Source organism: Pseudomonas urmiensis, assembly GCF_014268815.2.
In the GTDB taxonomy this organism is placed as follows: domain Bacteria; phylum Pseudomonadota; class Gammaproteobacteria; order Pseudomonadales; family Pseudomonadaceae; genus Aquipseudomonas; species Aquipseudomonas urmiensis.
Genome location: NZ_JABWRE020000001.1, coordinates 1382278 through 1402715 on the forward strand (window position 1 = coordinate 1382278; position 20438 = coordinate 1402715).

Consider the following 20438-nt stretch of genomic DNA (forward strand, 5'->3'; position numbering starts at 1 on the left):
GGGAGTGCTCGATGCTCAAACGTTTGCTACAAGGAGTCGTACTGATGTCCATCATCGCCGCCGCCACCCTGCAGGCCGCGCCTCGCGACCTGATCATCGATACCGACCCCGGGGCGGACGATCTGGTAGCGCTGTTTCTAGCCATGGCCTCGCCTGACGAGCTGAACATTCGCGCCATCACCACCGTTGCCGGCAATGTGAGATTGGAAAAGACCTCACGCAATGCTCGCCTGGCGCGCGAGTGGGCGGGCCGGGAGGAGATCCCTGTATATGCTGGCGCCGGCCGCCCGCTGGTGCGCCCGCCAATCTACGCCGCTCAAGTGCATGGCGAAGAAGGGCTTACGGGCGTCAGTGTGCACGAGCCAAAGCAGGGCCTGGCCAAGGGCAATGCGGTGCAGTACCTGGTCGATACCCTGGTCGCTGCCGAGCCGCATAGCATCACCATCGCCATGCTCGGGCCGCAAACCAACCTGGCTTTGGCATTGATCCAGCAACCCGATATCGTCGACGGCATCAAGGAAGTGGTGGTGATGGGTGGTGCGCACTTCAATGGCGGCAATATCACCCCGGCTGCGGAATTCAACCTGTTCGCCGACCCGCATGCCGCGCAAGTGGTGCTGGCCAGTGGTGTCAAGCTCACCTATCTGCCGCTGGATGTCACCCACAAGCTATTGACCAGCGAGACTCGCCTCAAGCAATTGGCTGCGGTGGATAATCGGGCCAGTAAGCAGGTGGTGGATATTCTCAACGCCTACATCAAGCACGATATGGACCTTTACGGCATGCCTGGCGGCCCGGTGCATGATGCCAGTGTCATTGCCTACCTGCTCAAGCCCGAGTTGTTCAGCGGGCGGCAGCTCCACATGACAGTCGATAGCCGCGAAGGGCCAACCTTCGGCCAGACCGTGGCGGATTGGTACGGTGTACTCAAGCAACCGGCCAATGTGCTGTGGATCGCTGAGGGCGACGCCCAGGGCCTGTTCGACCTGCTCAGCGAGCGCCTGGCTCGATTGCAATAGCTTCGTGCGGCGCGTAGCGCTCGAGCACCTGTTCGATGAAGCTGCGGGTCGCCTCACTGCCGCGATCGCGCACCAGTAGATCGACGGCAATCAATAGCAGTTCCTCGGGTGTGCCTGGGCTGTAGGCGCTCTGACCCTCGGCCCATTTGACCTTGATATCGGCATCGATGGTGTGACTGCTCATGGGAGATTCTCGTGACGGCCCGGGCGATGAGGCGAACACCTGACCCTGGCGTTCGTGGGGAGGCATGCTGCGCTCCACTTATTGCAGTAAATCATGCCTTTGCGTCAATAGCCCTGCGACTTAGGCATAAGAACGCTCGGTTGGCAAACTATCGGTGTGGTGCAAAATCCGGTCACGATTAGCGTTTCGCCTCAAGCGGCCGATTCAGGCAGACTTGTGCGGTTTTGCAACAAATTTTGCGTGGAACTGTCGCATAGAGCAGTTCCCATGATGATTAGGAGGATTCATGTTCCGTACTCGTGCTTCCCTGGCAATCCTGCTGGTGGCTACAGTCCTGGCAGGTTGCAGCACAGGCGGTTCTTCCGGCGCTGCTGGCAACGCCCCGGCGGCTCCAGCCGGTAACGACGGCCGCTGCGAAGCCAGTGGCGCCGACTTTGCAGTTGGCAAGCCGGGCACCCCGGACCTGCTCGAGCAGGCGCGCAAGGCCAGTGGCTCGCAGATGGCGCGTATCCTTAAGCCACACGATGTGATCACCCTGGAGTATCGCTCTGAGCGCTTGAACTTGAACGTTGATGAGCAGGGCAAGGTCATTCGCGTTAACTGCGGCTGATCTGGTCCTGTCGTCGGGCGCAAGTCCGCTGCCACGTATTGGTTTGAGCGATTGAGTGGGAGCGGGCTGCCTCGCGATGGGAAGCCCTGCCACTAGCGGCGCAAATCCCAGGCATAAAAAAACCCGCCACAAGGGCGGGTTTTTTTACAGCAATCCGAATTACTCCGGACGAACCTGTGCAGCCTGCATGCCCTTCTGGCCGCGTTCAGCGACGAAGGAAACAGTCTGGCCTTCTTTCAGGCTCTTGAAGCCGTCGGTTTCGATGGCTTTGAAGTGTACGAACAGGTCGTCGCCGCCGCCTTGAGGAGTGATGAAGCCGAAGCCTTTCTCATCGTTGAACCACTTGACGGTGCCGGTTTGGCGATTGGACATGGGGTGAATCTCCAGAAACATGATTTTTTATCGAGGTGCAAATGTGGCCGAAGCTACGTGCGCCAGGTACATCATAGTCTAATTCTGCGGATGTCGCGCCTTTTACCTTCGGATTATGCTGATCCATCGCAAATAAAAGCGCAGTAAGCCACAAAATCGCCGTGTCAATTAGCCTTGCAGGCCTGCTGGACCACGGTTTGCGCCTTTTGCATCAATTTGGCGTCCACCCCGTCCTGGCTGTCCAAATCCTTGATTTCATCGTCTGTGAAATTCTTCTTGATGGCTTGTGCGCCACATTCACAGTGTTTTTTGGCTGTATTGGCGTCGACGCCCTGACCGGTCGCCACCTGCTGGCACTGTGTCATATAGGCCGCTTGCTTGCCGGCCGGGAAATCGCCAGCGGTTGCAGCCATGGGCAGCAGCAGGGCGCTGGCGGCAGTCAGGGCCAAAAGAGACTGAAATCGCATAACCAGACACTCCTTGGGTTAGGTCTCATACAGAGTAGGATGCTTCAGAAAGTCTGATAGGCAAATTTCCGCACAAGTTCAGCCTGGGGCGTAATTTCCAAATATTTCTGCCTGGGGTGCAACCCGCGTGCTAGCATGCTTGGCTTGCGGCGGGCCTGGTGCCGGCTGCAATCCATTTTATTTTCCAGTCACTCTGGTTCGTCCCTGGCAAGCCGAAAGGCTTCTGCCACTGTGAGGCAGGCTTTCCCGCGGGAAAGGCAGGTCGGATCTTGTACTGGCTCATCCCAACCCACGTGACCTTTGGTAGGGGTCACCACTAGGAGAGGAGGCGCCATGCCCACTATTACTCTTCCCGATGGCAGTCAACGTTCGTTCGATCACGCCGTATCCGTAGCCGAAGTCGCTGCCTCTATTGGCGCAGGCCTGGCCAAGGCCACCCTGGCCGGCAAGGTCGACGGCAAATTGGTCGATGCGTGCGATCTGATCGAGCACGACGCCACCCTGCAGATCATCACCCCTAAAGATGAAGAGGGACTGGAGATCATCCGTCACTCGTGCGCCCACCTTATCGGCCACGCAGTGAAGCAGCTGTACCCGACCGCCAAGATGGTGATCGGCCCGGTGATCGACGAAGGCTTCTATTACGACATTGCCTACGAGCGCCCCTTCACTCCTGACGACCTCGCGGCCATCGAAAAGCGCATGCAGCAGCTGATCGAGAAGGACTACGACGTCATCAAGAAGATGACCCCGCGCGCCGAAGTCATCGACGTCTTCCACAATCGCGGTGAAGACTACAAGCTGCGCCTGGTCGAAGACATGCCCGATGAGCAGGCCATGGGCCTGTACTATCACGAAGAATACGTCGACATGTGCCGCGGTCCGCACGTGCCGAACACCCGCTTCCTCAAGGCATTCAAGCTGACCAAGCTGTCCGGCGCCTACTGGCGCGGCGATGCCAAGAACGAGCAATTGCAACGTGTGTACGGCACTGCCTGGGCTGACAAGAAGCAGCTGGCGGCCTACATCCAGCGCATCGAAGAAGCCGAAAAACGCGATCACCGCAAGATCGGCAAGCAGCTGGATCTGTTCCACCTGCAGGAAGAAGCCCCGGGCATGGTCTTCTGGCACCCGAACGGCTGGACCGTGTATCAGGTGCTCGAGCAGTACATGCGCAACGTCCAGCGCATCAATGGCTACCTTGAGATCAAGACCCCGCAAGTGGTCGACCGCATCCTATGGGAGAAGTCCGGTCACTGGTCCAACTACGCCGAAAACATGTTCACCACTTCGTCGGAAAGCCGCGACTACGCGGTAAAGCCGATGAACTGCCCATGCCACGTGCAGGTGTTCAACCAGGGTCTGAAGTCGTACCGCGACCTGCCGCTGCGCCTGGCTGAATTCGGTGCTTGCCACCGCAATGAGCCATCCGGCGCCCTGCACGGCATCATGCGTGTGCGTGGCTTCGTGCAAGACGACGCGCACATTTTCTGCACCGAAGATCAGGTGAAGAAAGAAGCCGCCGACTTCATCAAGCTGACCTTGGATGTGTACAAGGACTTCGGTTTCACCGACATCGCCATGAAGCTCTCGACCCGTCCGGTCAAGCGCGTCGGCTCCGAAGAGCTGTGGGATCGCGCTGAAGGTGCGCTGGCCGATGCCCTGAACGAGTCGGGTCTGGAGTGGGAATACCAGCCGGGCGAGGGCGCGTTCTACGGTCCGAAGATCGAGTTCACCCTGCGCGACTGCCTGGGCCGTAACTGGCAGTGTGGTACCCTGCAGTACGATCCGAACCTGCCTGAGCGTCTGGACGCCAGCTACATCGCCGAAGACAACGCCCGCAAGCGTCCGGTGATGCTGCACCGCGCCATCCTCGGTTCGTTCGAGCGCTTCATCGGCATGCTCATCGAGCATTATGCCGGTGTCTTCCCAGCTTGGCTGGCGCCAACCCAGGCGGTGATCATGAATATCACCGACAAACAGGCCGATTTCGCCCTTGAGGTGGAAAAAAACCTGACCGATAGCGGTTTCCGTGCCAAGTCTGACTTGAGAAATGAGAAGATCGGCTTTAAAATCCGCGAGCATACTTTGCTCAAGGTCCCGTACCTTTTGGTTATAGGGGACCGTGAAGTCGAAACGCAAACCGTCGCTGTGCGTACTCGCGAAGGCGCTGACCTGGGCTCCATGCCCGTCGCCCAATTCGCTGAGCTCCTTGCGCATGCGGTTTCCCGGCGTGGTCGCCAAGAATCGGAGTAATAACTATTAAGCGTGAAATGAGAAACGATAAACGAACTGCACCGAAGGCCCCGATCAACGAGAATATCTCGGCCCGCGAGGTTCGGTTAATTGGCGCTGACGGCGAGCAGATTGGCATCGTCTCGATTGATGAAGCGCTTCGTATCGCTGAAGAAGCGAAGCTGGATCTGGTAGAGATTTCTGCTGACGCCGTACCTCCTGTCTGCAAGGTGATGGACTACGGCAAGCACCTCTTCGAGAAGAAGAAGCAGGCCAACGAGGCCAAGAAAAACCAGAAGCAGATCCAGATCAAAGAAATCAAGTTTCGTCCAGGGACGGAGGAAGGGGATTACCAGGTAAAACTACGCAACCTGGTACGTTTCCTTAGTGATGGGGACAAGGCCAAGATCTCTCTGAGATTCCGTGGTCGTGAGATGGCCCACCAGGAGCTGGGCATGGAGCTGTTGAAGCGGGTTGAAGCTGACCTGATCGAATACGGCACCGTTGAGCAGCATCCGAAGATGGAAGGACGCCAGCTTATGATGGTCATCGCCCCCAAAAAGAAGAAGTAATCTCCCGGGCACGGCAGGCCTGATGATTATTGTGTAATTTTATCGAATGCGGAGTTCCAACATGCCAAAAATGAAAACCAAGAGCGGTGCTGCGAAGCGTTTCCTGAAAACGGCTTCCGGCTTCAAGCACAAGCACGCTTTCAAGAGCCACATCCTGACCAAAATGTCGACTAAGCGTAAGCGTCAACTGCGTGGTAGCAGCCTGCTGCACCCGTCTGACGTGGCAAAAGTCGCGCGCATGCTGCGCGTTCGTTAATTCTGGTCTAGATAGAGGAAGTTACTCATGGCTCGTGTAAAGCGCGGCGTAATCGCTCGTAAGCGTCACAAGAAAATTCTGAAACTGGCTAAAGGCTACTATGGTGCACGTTCGCGCGTATTCCGTGTTGCCAAGCAGGCTGTCATCAAGGCTGGTCAATACGCCTACCGTGACCGTCGCCAGAAAAAGCGTCAGTTCCGCGCTCTGTGGATCGCTCGTATCAACGCCGGTGCCCGCACCAACGGTCTGTCTTACAGCCGTCTGATTGCTGGCCTGAAAAAAGCGTCGATCGAAATCGACCGCAAAGTTCTGGCTGACCTGGCAGTGAACGAAAAAGCGGCGTTTGCTGCGATTGTCGAAAAGGCTAAAGCCGTTCTGGCTTAAGTACCCACGACAATCACCCGGCGGTGCTAGCATCGCTGGGTGTTGAACGTCATCGATAGGGGAAGAGCCTTCAAAGCTCTTCCCCTATTTTCGTATCTGGAGTCTGTACATGGAAAACCTGGATGCGCTGGTCTCCCAAGCCCTGGAAGCTGTGGAGCGCGCTGAAGACATCAATGCCCTGGAACAGATCCGGGTTCAATTTCTCGGCAAGAAGGGCGAGCTGACCCAGGTGATGAAGACCCTGGGCAACCTGCCAGCCGAAGAGCGCCCCAAGGTTGGAGCGCTGATCAACGACGCCAAGGAACGCGTTACCGAAGTGCTCAACGCACGCAAAGCTGCCTTTGAAGAGGCCGAGCTCAGCGCTCGCCTGGCGGCCGAATGCATTGATGTGACCTTGCCAGGTCGTGGCCAGACCACCGGTGGCCTGCACCCGATCACCCGCACCCTCGAGCGTATCGAGCAGTTCTTCACCCACATCGGCTACGGCATTGCCGAAGGCCCTGAGGTCGAAGACGACTACCACAACTTCGAAGCGCTCAACATCCCCGGCCACCACCCGGCGCGGGCGATGCACGACACCTTCTATTTCAATGCCAACATGCTGCTGCGTACCCACACCTCGCCGGTGCAGGTGCGGACCATGGAGTCCACTCAGCCGCCAATCCGCATTGTTTGCCCAGGCCGCGTCTATCGCTGCGACTCGGATATCACTCACTCGCCGATGTTCCACCAGGTCGAAGGCCTGCTGATCGATCGCGACATCAACTTCGCCGACCTCAAGGGCACCATCGAAGAATTCCTGCGGGTGTTCTTCGAAAAACAACTGGACGTGCGTTTCCGTCCGTCGTTCTTCCCCTTCACCGAGCCGTCTGCTGAAGTCGATATCCAGTGTGTGATGTGCTCCGGCAAAGGCTGCCGCGTCTGCAAGCAGACGGGCTGGCTGGAAGTCATGGGCTGCGGCATGGTCCACCCGAACGTGCTGCGCATGTCCGGCATCGATCCGGAAGAGTTCCAGGGCTTCGCCTTCGGCATGGGTGCCGAGCGCCTGGCCATGCTGCGCTATGGCGTCAACGATTTGCGTCTGTTCTTCGACAACGACCTGCGGTTCCTCGCCCAATTCCGCTAGGCCCAATCGACGCAACTTTCAGGAGAACAGCATGAAATTCAGTGAACAGTGGCTGCGCGGTTGGGTCAACCCGCAAGTCTCCCGTGACGAGCTGGTCGCTCGTCTGTCCATGGCCGGCCTCGAAGTCGACAGCGTTACCCCGGCTGCTGGCCAGTTCAGCGGTATCGTCGTTGGCGAAATCCTGAGCACCGAGCAACACCCGGACGCCGATAAGCTGCGCGTCTGCCAGGTGAGTAGCGGCCAGGAAACCTTCCAGGTGGTCTGCGGCGCGCCCAATGCCCGTCCGGGCATAAAAATCCCGTTTGCCATGATCGGCGCCGAACTGCCGGGCGACTTCAAGATCAAGAAGGCCAAGCTGCGGGGTGTCGAGTCGTTCGGCATGCTCTGCTCGGCGGCCGAACTGCAGATCAGCGAAGAAAACGATGGCCTGCTCGAACTGGCAGCCGATGCCCCGGTTGGTGAAGACATTCGCCAATACCTGAACCTGGACGACGCCAGCATCGAAATTGGCCTGACCCCGAACCGCGGCGACTGCCTGTCGGTAGTCGGTCTGGCGCGCGATGTCAGCGCTCTGTACAACGTTCCGGTCACTCGTCTGGCGGTGCCTGCAGTCGCGCCCGCCCACGACGAAGTACGCTCGGTCGAAGTCAGTGCTCCGGCTGCGTGCCCGCGCTACCTGGGCCGGGTCATCCGCAATGTCGACCTGTCCAAGCCAAGCCCGCTGTGGCTGGTCGAGCGCCTGCGCCGCAGCGATGTGCGCAGCATCGACGCCGCCGTTGACATCACCAACTACGTGATGCTTGAACTCGGGCAACCGATGCACGCATTCGACCTCGCCGAAATCAACGGCGGCATCCGCGTGCGGATGGCCGAAGAGGGCGAGAAACTGGTCCTGCTCGACGGCCAAGAAGTGGCCCTGCGTAGCGATACCCTGGTCATCGCCGACCACACCCGGGCCCTGGCTATCGCTGGCGTCATGGGGGGCGAGCATAGCGGTGTCAATACTGAGAAGACCCGCGACCTGTTCCTTGAGAGCGCCTTCTTCGAGCCTATTTCGGTCGCTGGCAAGGCCCGTTCCTACGGCCTGCACACCGATGCCTCGCATCGCTACGAGCGCGGCGTCGACTCGCAATTGGCCCGCGAAGCCATGGAGCGCGCTACCGCGCTGGTGCTGGAGGTCGTTGGTGGCGAAGCTGGCCCGATCATCGAGAGTGTCAGCGAGCAGCACCTGCCTAAAGTGGCGCCGATCACCCTGCGAGCCGAACGCATCACCCAGATGCTCGGCATGGAGATGGAACCAGCACAGGTCGAGCAACTGCTCAACGCCCTGGAGCTGACCACCACCAGCAATGGGGCAGGGCAGTGGACTGTCAACGTTCCAAGCCACCGCTTCGACATCAGCCTGGAAGTCGACCTGATCGAAGAGCTGGCTCGCCTGTACGGCTACAACCACCTGCCGGTACGCTACCCGCAAGCGCGTCTGGCGCCAAAAGGTGCTCCGGAAGCCCGTGGCGAGTTGCCAACCCTGCGCCGCCTGCTGGTTGCTCGCGGCTACCAGGAAGCAATCACCTACAGCTTCATCGATCCGAAGCTGTTCGAGCTGTTCACCCCTGGCGTCGAGCCGCTACTGCTGGCCAACCCGATTTCCAACGACATGGCTGCCATGCGCGCCTCGTTGTGGCCGGGCCTGGTCAAGGCACTGCAGCACAACCTCAATCGCCAGCAAGATCGCGTTCGCCTGTTCGAGAGCGGCCAGCGCTTCGTCGGCCAGCTGGGTGATCTCAAGCAACAGCCGATGATCGCCGGCGTCGTCACTGGCACCCGCCTGCCGGAAGGCTGGGCCAACGCCCGTGACAACATCGACTTCTTCGACGTCAAGGCCGACGTAGAGGCTCTGCTGGGCTACTCTGGCGCGCTCAACGACTTCACCTTCGTTGCCGGCAAGCATCCAGCCCTGCACCCAGGTCAGACTGCTCGCATCGAACGTGACGGCAAGGAAGTCGGCTACCTCGGCGCACTTCACCCAGAACTCGCCAAGACCCTCGACCTGGACCGCCCGGTGTTCGTCTTCGAGTTGATCCTGGAAGAAGTGGTCGAAGGTCGCCTGCCAAAATTCAGCGAACTGTCCAAGTTCCCTGAAACCAGGCGTGACCTGGCTTTGATCGCAGGACGTGATGTAGCTTCGAGCTCGGTCCTTGAAGTAATTCGTGACAATGCAGGCGAATGGCTCACAGACCTCAGGCTGTTTGATGTCTACCAGGGTAAAGGTATTGATCCTGATAGAAAAAGCCTGGCCGTCGGCTTGACCTGGCAGCATCCATCGCGCACTCTTAATGACGATGAGGTGAACGCCACCCTGCAGTTGATCCTCACCTCGCTCGAACAAAGGTTGAACACCACGTTAAGGAAATAACGGCATGGGTGCTCTGACGAAAGCTGAGATGGCCGAAAGGCTGTACGAGGAGCTGGGGCTCAACAAGCGCGAAGCAAAGGAACTGGTCGAGTTGTTCTTCGAAGAGATCCGCCACGCGCTTGAAGACAACGAGCAGGTCAAGTTGTCCGGTTTCGGCAACTTTGACCTTCGCGACAAACGCCAGCGGCCGGGCCGCAACCCCAAGACTGGGGAAGAGATCCCGATCACCGCACGCCGCGTCGTCACCTTTCGTCCAGGGCAGAAACTGAAAGCCCGGGTTGAGGCCTATGCTGGAACCAAGCCATAACGACGAGCTGCCCCCCATACCGGGCAAACGCTACTTCACCATTGGTGAAGTCAGCGAGCTCTGTGCGGTAAAACCGCACGTGCTGCGTTACTGGGAGCAAGAGTTCCCGCAACTCAACCCGGTCAAGCGCCGCGGTAACCGGCGGTATTATCAGCGCCAAGATGTGCTGATGATCCGCCAGATCCGTGCGCTGCTGTACGACCAAGGCTTCACCATCGGCGGCGCGCGGTTGCGTTTGTCCAGTGATGAAGCCAAGGACGATACCACCCAGTACAAGCAACTGATCCGGCAGATGATTGCTGAATTGGAAGATGTGCTGGTGGTGCTGAAGAAGTGACCCGATCCGACGAGTGGAAAGTTTTTTGAAAAAAAGCTTCCATTAATCAGACGCTTAGGGTAGATTTCTCAACGTTCTCAGCAGTATCGAGAGCAGTTCGGGGCGTAGCGCAGCCCGGTAGCGCACTTGCATGGGGTGCAAGGGGTCGAGTGTTCGAATCACTCCGTCCCGACCAAATAACTCCAAAGAATCCAGTCACTTAGCGGTGGCTGGATTTTTTTATGCCTGTCCGGTTTTCCTTGGTTAGCAAATTTGCCCCACTTTTTGCCCCACCGAATTTCAACTGCCGTTAGTCAAGAATTCAGAAACGGCAGGGTATTGGGCATTTGCATCCGCTCATGCGAAACAGCGATTAGTCGAGCGGGAGGGGCAGTTGGAAGGTTCGAATCCCTACGCTTCCGCCACAAATTCTCATTAAAGCCCTGATATTTCGGGGCTTTTTTGTGCGTGGTCGGTTTTGGCCCATACTCTAGCCCATACTTTGGGCGCTGGCTTTCGCTGCATCTCCCTGGAATTTTCTGCCGAACGGCCTCTAGTCCTTGAGGCGTTAACCTTGGGCTTCGGTGTGCCTCCTAGGCTGATTGTCAGTGGCTCTGTCATGAGCCACTTTCGTCGCTCACGGGCAGAAGTCTCATGCGGTCACCCTCAGGCTGGGATTCTTAACGCGTGCCAGGCACCCGATTTGGTTGGCCTCTAGGGCTATTGCTTAGGTATCCCAATTTGTGATGGCACATATCGAGACTATGATGGCATAGTCCGAGGTTGTGGCGAGCCATCCAGGGTAGATGGCTGGTAAATAGGTCAGGATAAGGAGATCTCAACTTTGCGTATCAACTACCTTAGCCCCCGAGGTGTTCTGGAGGTTGAGCATGCGGCGCTGCGAGAGCTCGAAGCGAAGCTACCCCGCGGATGGGGTGCCTATGCAGCATTTAGATTGATTACGCGAGGCTCTAAACAGCCACTGGATATTGACCTGCTTCTATTGACGCCCAATAGGATCCTGGTCGTGGAGTTGAAGAACTGGTCAGGTGACATTTCCTACTCGTCCGGCCAGTGGTTCCATCGCGGCGCAGCCATGCCATCACCTGTCGACACAACAGATAACAAAGCTCGCGTTTTGAAGCAGCTCATTCAGGAGAAGATCCCTTCCCTAAAGGTGCCTTTCATTGAATCGCTGGTAGTGCTCTGCCATCCCAAGTGCCGGCTGATTAGCTTTCCGGACGAGCAGCGCCGCTTCGTCACAACGCTCCCCGAGTTCGTGCATGTGGCCTCAGAAGGGACGCGCTACAAGATGCGCTTCCCCGACATTCCCCCGAAATGGAACTATCGGTCCGCAGACCCCTTGCCCCACCGGCAGCAGTACAACACGATATTTTCCAATTCCAACCCGTCGGTGCTTAAGCGCCGCACCGTGCTGCATGGCTTTGAGCAGATTGAGGATCATGCGGACTACGTACATCCGCGCAATATCTGGTCGGAGTTCCTGGCCGAGCACCAAGAGAACCGAAGCTCAAAAGCGCTGCTGCGAAAGTGGAATTTCGAAGAGCTTGCCGCCGGCGGCACGTCCACCGTCGAGCGACAGACAATCGGCCTTCGCGAGCTGCGCTTGAATGAGGCGCTGCGGATCCAGGCACCAGGGCTTCATGAAGATCTGCTAGAACCGATCGGCTCCGCGACGGCTGACGACATCACTACCAACTTCGTTGAAGCGTACCGACTTCCAACGGGTATTGAACGTCTCTCCGAGCACTTAGAGCGCAACAGCAACAAGAGCGAGCAAGACCGACGCTTATTGGCCAAAAGCATCCTGGCGCGCTTCTCGAAACTACACGCACTGGGAATTGCTCATCGCGACATCACTAAACGTACGCTGTGGGTGCTCGAACCGTCCCGTGTGATCCTGTCTACATTCGCTGCCGCGCGGGTGCCCCAGGCACAGACCGTGGGCGTTCATCGTGTCGAGCTGGAAACCGGGTCTATCGAACTACCGGAAGATGAAGGCGTCGCCGCACAGGCTCGCTCAATTGATCCCTTCGCTCGTGACGTATTCCTGCTCGGGGTGCTGGTCTACGAGATGCTGGAGAGCCGCGAGTTAGAAAGACTCAACAACGTACCGGTCTATGACGATGCAGTCACACTCGTTGTTCCAGCTTTGGCGCCGTGGTACGCCAAAGCCATGGACCTGGATCCTAAAACGCGCTACCACAATGCTTCCGAGGCGCTCGACGCGTTGAACGACTGTTTGTCGGTTGATGCTGGACCGGACGTATGTGCTGAAGATTTCGAGGGCTATGAGACCGACGCCAGTCTAATAACCCTCCCTATTAAACATACCATTTCGACTCATCCCACCAAGATGGTTTACGAGTCGGAGCAGAACGGTGAGCGGGTACTGGTGAAGTGTTGGCCACAACTCAAGTACGACCCGAAGTATCTAGCGCGCAATCTACGCTTGCTCGCTTTCCTCCAGCAAGCTAGGTCTATGCGGCAGTCAGGGTTCGATGCAGCCCCAGACGTCTTGGATTTTGGCTTGAGCATGTTTGGCTTGATGCTGGTCACGCGATGGGCAGAAGGACAGACGCTAACCGAGTGGCTGGCAAACAACCCAGAGGGGAGGCACCGTGCCCTCGTCGCGCACGCAGTCCTCAATGCCGTGCAGCGTCTCCACGCCTTGGGGCTGTCCCACGGTGATGTCAAAGCAGATAACATCATCGTATCGCAGGCGGCGGAGGCACAGATGCCGCAGGTCGTGCTGGTAGACATCCCAGACCTAAGCGCCGATGGAGACGAAGGGGTAACGGTTGGTACGGTGCCTCCGGCTCTGGAGTGCGCATCCCCGCTTCACCGTGACGCATTTGCAGTGTGCATGCTTGTACTGACGCTGTTGCCTGAGGATTTCACGGCCACGCGAAGCGACGTGAATCGGGCTATTGAGTTGGTAGACACACTGCCGCCGCTGGACTTGCTGGCCGAGACGCTGCAGGACGAGCTTTACCCAAAACAGCGTTCAATCTCGACGTTCAAGGCAACCCTAAAGCGCCGCGGTCGTAGTGGTTCTTCGTCTTTGGACCTGGTCTCCAACAATGGCGAATACTCGGTGCGCGCGACTCGGCATGCCGAAACTGGACACGTTCGATTTAACATCGTCGGGGTGCGACAAGAGCTCTATATCAAATACGACCCAAAAGAGGACGCTGTGCTTGGCTCCGCAGTTAAGGATGTCGACCATATCGAGTTCGTCAGCGCCCACCGCAGCAAGGCCTTCTCTCTGAACGGAGAGATTCACGTCACTTTTGCAGAGGAGGCCGACGTCACCGCACTCGCCGGTTTGCTGTACGAACTCTACCGCGCGAATGTGCTGGATGATCTGGTAGGCAATGACGCGGCCGTGGCACTCGGTGCCGACCCCTACGCTCGCCAGTCCGGAGGCTCGTCCTCGCAAAGAGTATCGGCAACAGCGCTCTGGAGCGCGCTATCCGATACCGATGAGATGAACGTCACGAAGATTACGGTGCGGCAAGGGGCGAAGCAATTCTCACCTGATAGCGAGGAGTGGGTCATCCCCTTCGACTGCGAGGCGGGCGTACTCGATTTCTCGGAGGGCGAAGGCATCGAATTGATGGAACGCGGCGTTGACCCTATCGACGGCAGCGACCGATGGTTTACTGTCGGCTGGGTCTCACCCGACCTTGGACGCGACGTGATGCGGGTGCGCTCCAAGAATATGCGCTTCTCGCCGAAGACAGGAGACATATTGCACGTCCGCGGTACCTTCGAAAAGGCAGCGTCTGAGCGGCGGGTCGCAGCAATGAAGCGGGTGCTCGCGGGCGGAGGCCTCATTCCTTCGCTTGTTGACTACTTCGATCCGGACACCGAACGAATGCCGAAGTGCCAGGTCGCGATTGACCTAGGTGACCTCAGTAAATACGAACTGAACCCCTCTCAGGAAGAGGCATTGCGGACCGCTCTATCCTATGGACCAATTTCACTGCTGCAGGGGCCACCAGGAACGGGGAAGACCAAATTCATTGCGTCGTTTGTTCACCTGCTGCTGTCGCGAGGGCTGGCTCATAACATCTTGCTGGTCAGCCAATCACATGAGGCAGTGAACAATGCCATGGACAAAGTGGCTGGTTCGCTGCGTGCGTCGAGCATGGATGTGCCTATGGTGCGTGTCGGCCTTCAATCAATGGTGTCGCCCGGACTCCGTAACGTCCAAGAGGATTCGCTACGTCAGCGCTACCGCGAAAGCTTTGACGCGGAAATCACGGATCGTGTGCGAGCGGCGGGCGTGGCTATGGGGCTTCCAGAGGGTTACGTGCGTTCCGCAACGAAGCTTCACATCACACTGGGTCCGATGCTCCAGAGCATTGACCACCTCATACACACGATAAACGAGACCGATAGTGAGGATCCCTCGGCTAAGGAGCACTTGCGACGGCTCAGGCGGGTGTTCGTCGAGGTCGCGGAGCGTCAGTTCGGCATTCAGGCATCGACCGGAAATGACGCCGCCAGCCTACGTAACTTAATAGGCCAAAAACTCGAATCGTTGGCTCAACAGCACGGCTCACCGAGTCCGGCTAAATGCGCTCGGTTAGAGCAGATCGCTCTTCTATCGATGGAGTTTTCCCAGGTGCTACGTAGCCCACGCTCCAACTACACCGCTTTCCTCGCACGCAGCTCCAGCATTGTGGCAGGCACCTGCGTAGGCGTTGGCAAGCAGGCACTGGGCATCACAGAGGTTCCCTACGACTGGGTCATCGTCGACGAGGCCGCACGGGCATCCCCGATGGAACTTGTTGTCGCGATGCAAGCGGGAAAGCGCGTGCTACTGGTGGGCGATCACCTACAACTGCCGCCGTCGTACCCCCGCGCCGTTGAGGACCAAGCGTCGGCCCTACTGGGAATGCAGCGAAAGGACTTCCGGCGGATGAACAATTTCCAACGTGCGTTCTCATCGAATTACGGCCAATCGGTGGGAAGAACTTTACGCGTGCAATACCGTATGGCAGAGCACATCAACCGACTCGTATCGCACTGCTTCTACGCGGATGCACTTGAGGTCGGACGCGCGCCTCCAGGAGCAGAGTACGAGAAGCTGCCCGGATTTCTCGCCTCGCAGGTTGTGTGGGTAGATACCCAAGATCAGGGTCGAGAGGCCTTTCACCGGCCGGCTGGTACCCACGAAGGTGCGCTCGTGAACGAGCAGGAAGCCTTGGCCGTCGTGGAAGTGGTTCGAGCAATCCTGACCTCAGCCGGTTTTTTGGAACAGGTCCAGGAGCAGGAAGGTGAGCATGAGCCCATCATCGGTGTGATCGCCATGTACTCTGATCAGCGCGACATGATCCGGGAGAAGCTCGAGCAAGCTGAATGGGCATCCGGGCTTCGTCACTGCTTCTCAGTTGGTACAGTGGATAGCTATCAGGGCAAGGAGAACCGCATCATCGTGCTCTCAGTTGTCCGCAACGACACCAGCGAGAACATTGGTTTTTTGAGCGATCCAGAGCGCATCAACGTTGCCATGTCTCGATCAAAGGACCGGTTGGTGATCGTCACTTCCTCGGCCATGTGGCGTTCTCGGACGGAAACGCCGATGAAAAGCGTGCTCGACGAAGTCGAACGCCTCGCGGAAAAAAAACTAGCCACGTTCGTGCCATCCAAGGACCTGAAGCGGAGCCTGTCCAATGCGTGAGCGTTTCAATACCGTCGCTGTAGCGATTCCAGCGCAGCTTTTCAACGTGCGCTGTCATGTCTCCATCGACCGCCAGGTTCCAGTCATGACGGACTTCGCCGTGCGCTTACTTCACCTGAGCGGTCCTCTGGATGTCGGTGCCCTCCGGGAGTATTTCGGCCTATCCGCGAGCGAGATAAGGAATCTGCTTGAACTCTTGCGAGAAGAAGGTCTTGTCGGAGAGAGCAACGGCCGCATCTCGCTAACCTCTTATGCTGAGTCGCGCTTCGCGGGGTCATCACAAGGAATGCCGCGCTTCACAAGGATCGCTGAGCGGCAAAGCCGACCCGTCTTCGAGCTATTGAGTTACACGCCACTGCCCAAGGCGCTTTCGAGTAGCTACTGGGACAACGCCTTGGAGCTAAATTGGAATACGGACGACCCCGCAGCAGGCAAGACAATTGATAGGGCAGAGGCCGCGTTTCACAAGCATTTCCTCGATATCGAGCGCTTCGAACAGGAAGATGAGAACAAGCGAGCTTACGCTTGTTACAAAGTGGACGAGATTCGCGCTGGGCGCCCGTTCAGCGTCCCCCTTCCCGTCCACTTCGAAGTAGACGTCGAGGGCAACGTCGCGTTTGAGATTGACGCGCAGCTCGAACTTCTGCCCGAGTCACTACGTTCGCAGGTGCGGACCCTAACATCCGACCGGATCGCCGCACTCTCAACCCGGACCAACCACCTACGCACTTTCATCGAGTTCTTCGACGATGAACTGCTCTCGCGATATTTGCTGACAGCGCAGGCTAGCGGGGAGAGGATCGCATTGATTAAACCCGACGGGCGGATCGGCCTGCGCAAAGACCAAGTGATCGATTTCGGGCGGTATGTACGCGATGTGCATGGCCAAGCGAACGGCGAAATGTACGATGCCGGCAATAGCCAAGCGCTTCTTGGCGCACCCTACATGCCCAAATGCCAGCAGCGTTTTTTGAATGGACTGAATAAGGCCCTCGCTACATCCAAGCGGGCTACGAACACTGAGCGGCCAGCGGCTATCTTCTGGATGATCCCGGACTCTGATCTATGGGGGCGCACTAGCCTGGTTCGCGATCTCATCAACGGCATCCAGGCCGCGCTCAAGGAGAGCTTGGGTACAACGCTGGAAGTCGTTGCCATTGCGCCCTGCCGCCAAGAGGAAAACAGGGATCGCCTCGTCAAGCGCGCACGTCATCTTCTCGATGCAGGTTTCAGTCGCGTGTTTCTAGGTCCATACCAACCCAAGCAGGAGTGTTTCGAAGTTTTATTGATCCCTGGCATCTTCGGCGCGGCGACGTACCAGTGGGTAGTGCCAAGCGCAGACCGGTACAACGTTCCCTTAGGGTTTGTGAGCCAGTCCGATGCAAAACTGCAGAAGATGGTTGAGTTTATTCAGGTTGTCTTGACGTCGTCGCTCTATGGGTCAGGTCGGAGAAACGGCAGCACGCCTGAAGGCCGCGGGTTCTGGTTCAATGACGCAGATGTGAGCGATTTCTCTCTTCATGAACGCTCTGTCACTGCATCACGAGACCGTAATGAATTTATGTAGCAATAGTATTCATGGCTTTGCGTGACCACCTGAACCAGTATGGGTTCAGCGGCTGAGTGGTTAAAGGCGAGCACAGTGTGTGCTCGCCCGGTCGAAGATCACCATTCTCTGGCTTGAGCCAGCTTGTCACTGATTTCCGGCACGAGGAACGCTAAGAGCTTGTTGAACAAAGGATCCTGTCGAAACGCCTCATCGTGCTTTGCCATGCCTTCTTTGATGATCTTCGTACGACGTGCCCATGTGCCCTTGGTGTCCTGGTCTTTCAAAAGCTGCTCATGGCCGTAAAGCCTGAGTGTCCACCCGAACGCGTACAGGTACTCTTTGTAGTGATCAAACGCGGTGTTGGCGACGTTCAGCAAGCGCGGCAGGTTGTAGCCAACCGGGTAGCCAAAACGGGCACTCAACATCAGTGAAACCATGCCGTGGAATTTGCCAGAACGGTGATCCGCCGGCAGCAGGAGTTCTGGCATCGCGATGCGCATGTTCTCCCGGAGAATTATCCAGGCGGCATTTGTCTCCCGGCAGTCGTTCGCCGCATGCCTTGACCAGAAATCAATGAACGACTGACGGGCAGCAGAAGCGCTTAGCAACTGTTCGACCACTGCGCGTACGTACTCGTAATCCCTGTAGTAAACTTTCTGATCCTTGGGGTTGATGGTCAGCTGATCCAGGAACACTTCTTCTTTGACCCACCTGTCATAAATCTGGCCATTCTTCACCTCCGGGGTGGCGAACCAGCAGTCCATCGCCATCCGCTTCGACTCCTGCGAGCGCTTCAGTGTGGCGTCATTCACCACGAACACGTTGTAGTTGTTCAAATAGAAGATGTCTTCCTCGGAGGTGCGCGTGAGGCTGGGGTCGAAGTCCTGGAAGACCCAAATTATCGCGCCGTTGTTCAGGCGATAAAACTCACGGCGGCCTACGATCTCGGTCAGGTACGTCGTCGAGAGCTGCACCTCGAAAGCGATCCGCTGGCCGGCGTGTTCGACTTGGACGTCCGGTTTGCGCCATTGCGCCCGGTCGGCCAGTCGAATGCCTTTCCAGACCACCTCAAGCTGCGGCTCAGTGCAGTTCTCGTCGGCGATCAGGCTGTCGCGAATGATGCCCTTCAATCTCAGGTGGGCCATGCTTTCTTTTGCTGCGTTGTACTTGATGCAGTTGATCTGCTGAGCACTGAGCTGGCCGCGAGTGGAAATCGAGCACTTTTGCTCGACCTCTTCTACGGGATGGTGACGGAAGTGGAAGCGACGCCCCTTGGTGCGCACGAGAATCACCGGTGCAGTGCACAGGTGGCAGACAAGCCAAGGTGCTTCGCGATTGCGCGTGTAGCGGCTGACCAGTTCAGCGCGGTCTTTGATCACCAGCCCAAGCTCGCGGCTCAGAAACACCTGCAGGTCAACGTCGAGTCCGGTCTCCATGTCGAGGATTGCGGTCAGAAGCATCGTATCGGTGGGTTGTGCGAATTCACGGGTGTACATGGTGCTTTCCTTTCGTTTGGCTCGTGCTTCCAGAATCCCGATTGCGGCTTCGCGCTGCCACCGAACTGCTTACACTTACTACCACCCGGTGATATCCAGCTCCGCTAGACCTATTGATTCATGGCTGAACCTACGTGTCTTTCTTTGCAAGTGCCTCATCAACGCGGCGCTTCAGGTCTGCCGCGAAGGCTTCTATGGCGTAGATCGCTTGCTGAACGTCTTCGATGCTCAGATCAATCGGTTCGTCGTCGACGGTCTTTCCGTTGCGGTGAACGATGTCATGCCGCTTGATGCAGATCCGAGCGATGTCTGCCATCTCAAGCCCTTTCATGTGCTCACCAAACATCGCGCCCAAGATTTCACGGATGGTGGCCACGTTGTGGAAGCTGAGCTCGGATAACACCTTGAGCACAATGCCCTGAACGATCGCGGGATCCTGGGCGACCTGCTTGAGGGAGATCGTTCTCTTGCTCAACGCTTCGTACTCGGTGACGAGGTTCAGCATCAGACGAGGCTCGCTGATGACAAGCTTTCGTACGACGGTGCTGATTAATGCCTCAAGTAAGGTCACTGCATGCGCATACACCAGCTTATACGTCGTGTCGGCTTGAGTCTGGTTGCCCACAAGCGTCAGCAGGCTGTAGGCGGTTGTCAGGTCTGTGGAGAACTCATGGAAGAACTGCTTGTGCGAATGTCGCTCCAGCCACAGGTACTCGGCTTGTTCCGCATCGAGCATCTCTATGTACTCTTCGTAGAACTCATTCCAGAGCCCCGTTGTGTCTTCAGCGGTGAGATCCAGGCCGTACTTGTTGTGAATCCATAAACTGCATTGTTGCGCCTCGATTTCGAAGAACACGTCCTTGCTTGCACTCATGTAGCCTCCTGTCCCATGTCGGTGGTGCTGCCTTTAAGTCGCGGCCCGGTCTGGGCCATGCAGCTTTGACAGCGGCGTATTGACTGTGAGTGATCATCAGCGATCATGCTCTGCATGCGTGCCTGTATTCTGCCACCATCGAGCGAAAGGATGATGTGATCGCCATGCTTCAAGAAACCGTCTGTTACGAATGCGTTGTCGATCCTTATCTGGGTGGGGAGATTCGAGACAGTGGCGCCTCAGCCGTCTGTAGCCTGTGTGACTCGAATCGCCAATGCGTCCCGCTCTTCGAGATCGTCACCCTCGTCAAGGCAATCCTCGATCGTTACATCTGTGAGGGCGAGTTCGACTTCCGCTGGAATGGTGTTGAATCTGAGCAATACCAGTACGGTAACCCGCTCGATTTCTGGGTCGGAGAAGTGTTTGGCTGCGACAACGTCGAACCTATCGTTACGGCGGTGTGCAGTGAGCTCGCGTCATACAGCGATGGTGTGACGTACTCCAGGGTGTCCGCGATGCCGAACGACATTTGCTTTTAGTGGGGC

At 57.5% G+C, this 20438-nt stretch carries 18 protein-coding genes and 1 tRNA gene; 14 read left to right on the forward strand and 5 right to left on the reverse strand.

Annotation, left to right across the window (positions count from 1 at the left end):
• Positions 1 to 11 precede the first annotated feature (11 nt).
• Positions 12 to 1019, forward strand: coding sequence for a nucleoside hydrolase (locus HU737_RS06165; protein ID WP_186556125.1), 1008 nt, complete (start codon positions 12 to 14; stop codon positions 1017 to 1019).
• On the opposite strand, the gene HU737_RS06170 is transcribed toward HU737_RS06165, so the two are convergent.
• A complete protein-coding gene (locus HU737_RS06170) occupies positions 991 to 1203 on the reverse strand; it encodes a hypothetical protein (RefSeq protein ID WP_186556124.1) in 213 nt (70 codons plus the stop codon). The two genes, HU737_RS06165 and HU737_RS06170, sit on opposite strands and share 29 nt — an antisense overlap.
• Positions 1204 to 1489: 286 nt before the next feature.
• Here HU737_RS06170 and HU737_RS06175 point away from each other — a divergent pair, with 286 nt between their 5' ends.
• Positions 1490 to 1813 carry an I78 family peptidase inhibitor gene (locus HU737_RS06175; RefSeq protein ID WP_186556123.1) on the forward strand — a complete coding sequence of 108 codons (324 nt, stop codon included), beginning with the start codon at positions 1490 to 1492 and terminating at the stop codon, positions 1811 to 1813.
• A gap of 159 nt (positions 1814 to 1972) precedes the next feature.
• Here the strand turns inward: HU737_RS06175 and HU737_RS06180 are convergent, their stop codons facing one another.
• The gene (locus HU737_RS06180) at positions 1973 to 2185 is read right to left on the reverse strand and encodes a cold-shock protein (RefSeq protein ID WP_110993890.1); all 213 of its coding nucleotides are present in this window, start codon (positions 2183 to 2185) and stop codon (positions 1973 to 1975) included.
• 164 nt (positions 2186 to 2349) lie between these two features.
• Positions 2350 to 2652 (reverse strand): hypothetical protein, encoded by a 303-nt coding sequence (locus HU737_RS06185; RefSeq protein WP_186556122.1) that lies wholly within the window; start codon positions 2650 to 2652, stop codon positions 2350 to 2352.
• Between the two features lie 333 nt (positions 2653 to 2985).
• Between HU737_RS06185 and thrS the strand changes: the two genes are divergently transcribed.
• The 11 genes from thrS to HU737_RS06240 all read left to right on the forward strand — a co-directional run bounded on the left by thrS (position 2986) and on the right by HU737_RS06240 (position 17541).
• Positions 2986 to 4908, forward strand: coding sequence for a threonine--tRNA ligase (thrS, locus tag HU737_RS06190; protein ID WP_186556121.1), 1923 nt, complete (start codon positions 2986 to 2988; stop codon positions 4906 to 4908).
• Positions 4908 to 5459: a translation initiation factor IF-3 gene (gene infC, locus HU737_RS06195; protein ID WP_186556145.1), complete on the forward strand. Its 552-nt coding sequence runs from the start codon at positions 4908 to 4910 to the stop codon at positions 5457 to 5459. Before thrS ends, infC begins: the two co-directional genes overlap by 1 nt.
• Before the next feature lie 61 nt (positions 5460 to 5520).
• On the forward strand, positions 5521 to 5715 hold the full coding sequence (gene rpmI / locus HU737_RS06200) for a 50S ribosomal protein L35 (protein WP_008100408.1): 195 nt from the start codon (positions 5521 to 5523) through the stop codon (positions 5713 to 5715).
• A gap of 27 nt (positions 5716 to 5742) precedes the next feature.
• Complete coding sequence (gene rplT / locus HU737_RS06205; protein WP_003250671.1) at positions 5743 to 6099, forward strand: 50S ribosomal protein L20; 357 nt, start codon at positions 5743 to 5745, stop codon at positions 6097 to 6099.
• Between the two features lie 109 nt (positions 6100 to 6208).
• The gene (gene pheS, locus HU737_RS06210; protein WP_186556120.1) at positions 6209 to 7225 is read left to right on the forward strand and encodes a phenylalanine--tRNA ligase subunit alpha; all 1017 of its coding nucleotides are present in this window, start codon (positions 6209 to 6211) and stop codon (positions 7223 to 7225) included.
• 31 nt (positions 7226 to 7256) lie between these two features.
• A complete protein-coding gene (gene pheT, locus HU737_RS06215) occupies positions 7257 to 9638 on the forward strand; it encodes a phenylalanine--tRNA ligase subunit beta (RefSeq protein WP_186556119.1) in 2382 nt (793 codons plus the stop codon).
• 4 nt (positions 9639 to 9642) lie between these two features.
• Positions 9643 to 9945 (forward strand): integration host factor subunit alpha, encoded by a 303-nt coding sequence (gene ihfA, locus HU737_RS06220; protein WP_009394049.1) that lies wholly within the window; start codon positions 9643 to 9645, stop codon positions 9943 to 9945.
• Entirely contained in the window at positions 9926 to 10282 is a 357-nt protein-coding gene (locus tag HU737_RS06225; protein WP_043213594.1) for a MerR family transcriptional regulator, read from the forward strand. The genes ihfA and HU737_RS06225 overlap by 20 nt, the downstream gene beginning before the upstream one ends.
• 98 nt (positions 10283 to 10380) lie before the next feature.
• Positions 10381 to 10457 (forward strand) — tRNA-Pro (locus tag HU737_RS06230).
• 648 nt (positions 10458 to 11105) lie between these two features.
• Positions 11106 to 15974 (forward strand): AAA domain-containing protein, encoded by a 4869-nt coding sequence (locus tag HU737_RS06235; RefSeq protein ID WP_186556118.1) that lies wholly within the window; start codon positions 11106 to 11108, stop codon positions 15972 to 15974.
• The gene (locus HU737_RS06240) at positions 15967 to 17541 is read left to right on the forward strand and encodes a hypothetical protein (RefSeq protein WP_186556117.1); all 1575 of its coding nucleotides are present in this window, start codon (positions 15967 to 15969) and stop codon (positions 17539 to 17541) included. The genes HU737_RS06235 and HU737_RS06240 overlap by 8 nt, the downstream gene beginning before the upstream one ends.
• 98 nt (positions 17542 to 17639) lie before the next feature.
• Here HU737_RS06240 and HU737_RS06245 read toward each other — a convergent pair whose 3' ends face one another.
• Positions 17640 to 19019: a DUF6035 family protein gene (locus HU737_RS06245; RefSeq protein ID WP_186556116.1), complete on the reverse strand. Its 1380-nt coding sequence runs from the start codon at positions 19017 to 19019 to the stop codon at positions 17640 to 17642.
• 130 nt (positions 19020 to 19149) lie between these two features.
• On the reverse strand, positions 19150 to 19893 hold the full coding sequence (locus tag HU737_RS06250) for a hypothetical protein (RefSeq protein ID WP_186556115.1): 744 nt from the start codon (positions 19891 to 19893) through the stop codon (positions 19150 to 19152).
• Positions 19894 to 19982: 89 nt separating this feature from the next.
• Here HU737_RS06250 and HU737_RS26135 point away from each other — a divergent pair, with 89 nt between their 5' ends.
• Entirely contained in the window at positions 19983 to 20432 is a 450-nt protein-coding gene (locus tag HU737_RS26135) for a hypothetical protein (RefSeq protein WP_225915582.1), read from the forward strand.
• Positions 20433 to 20438 lie beyond the last annotated feature (6 nt).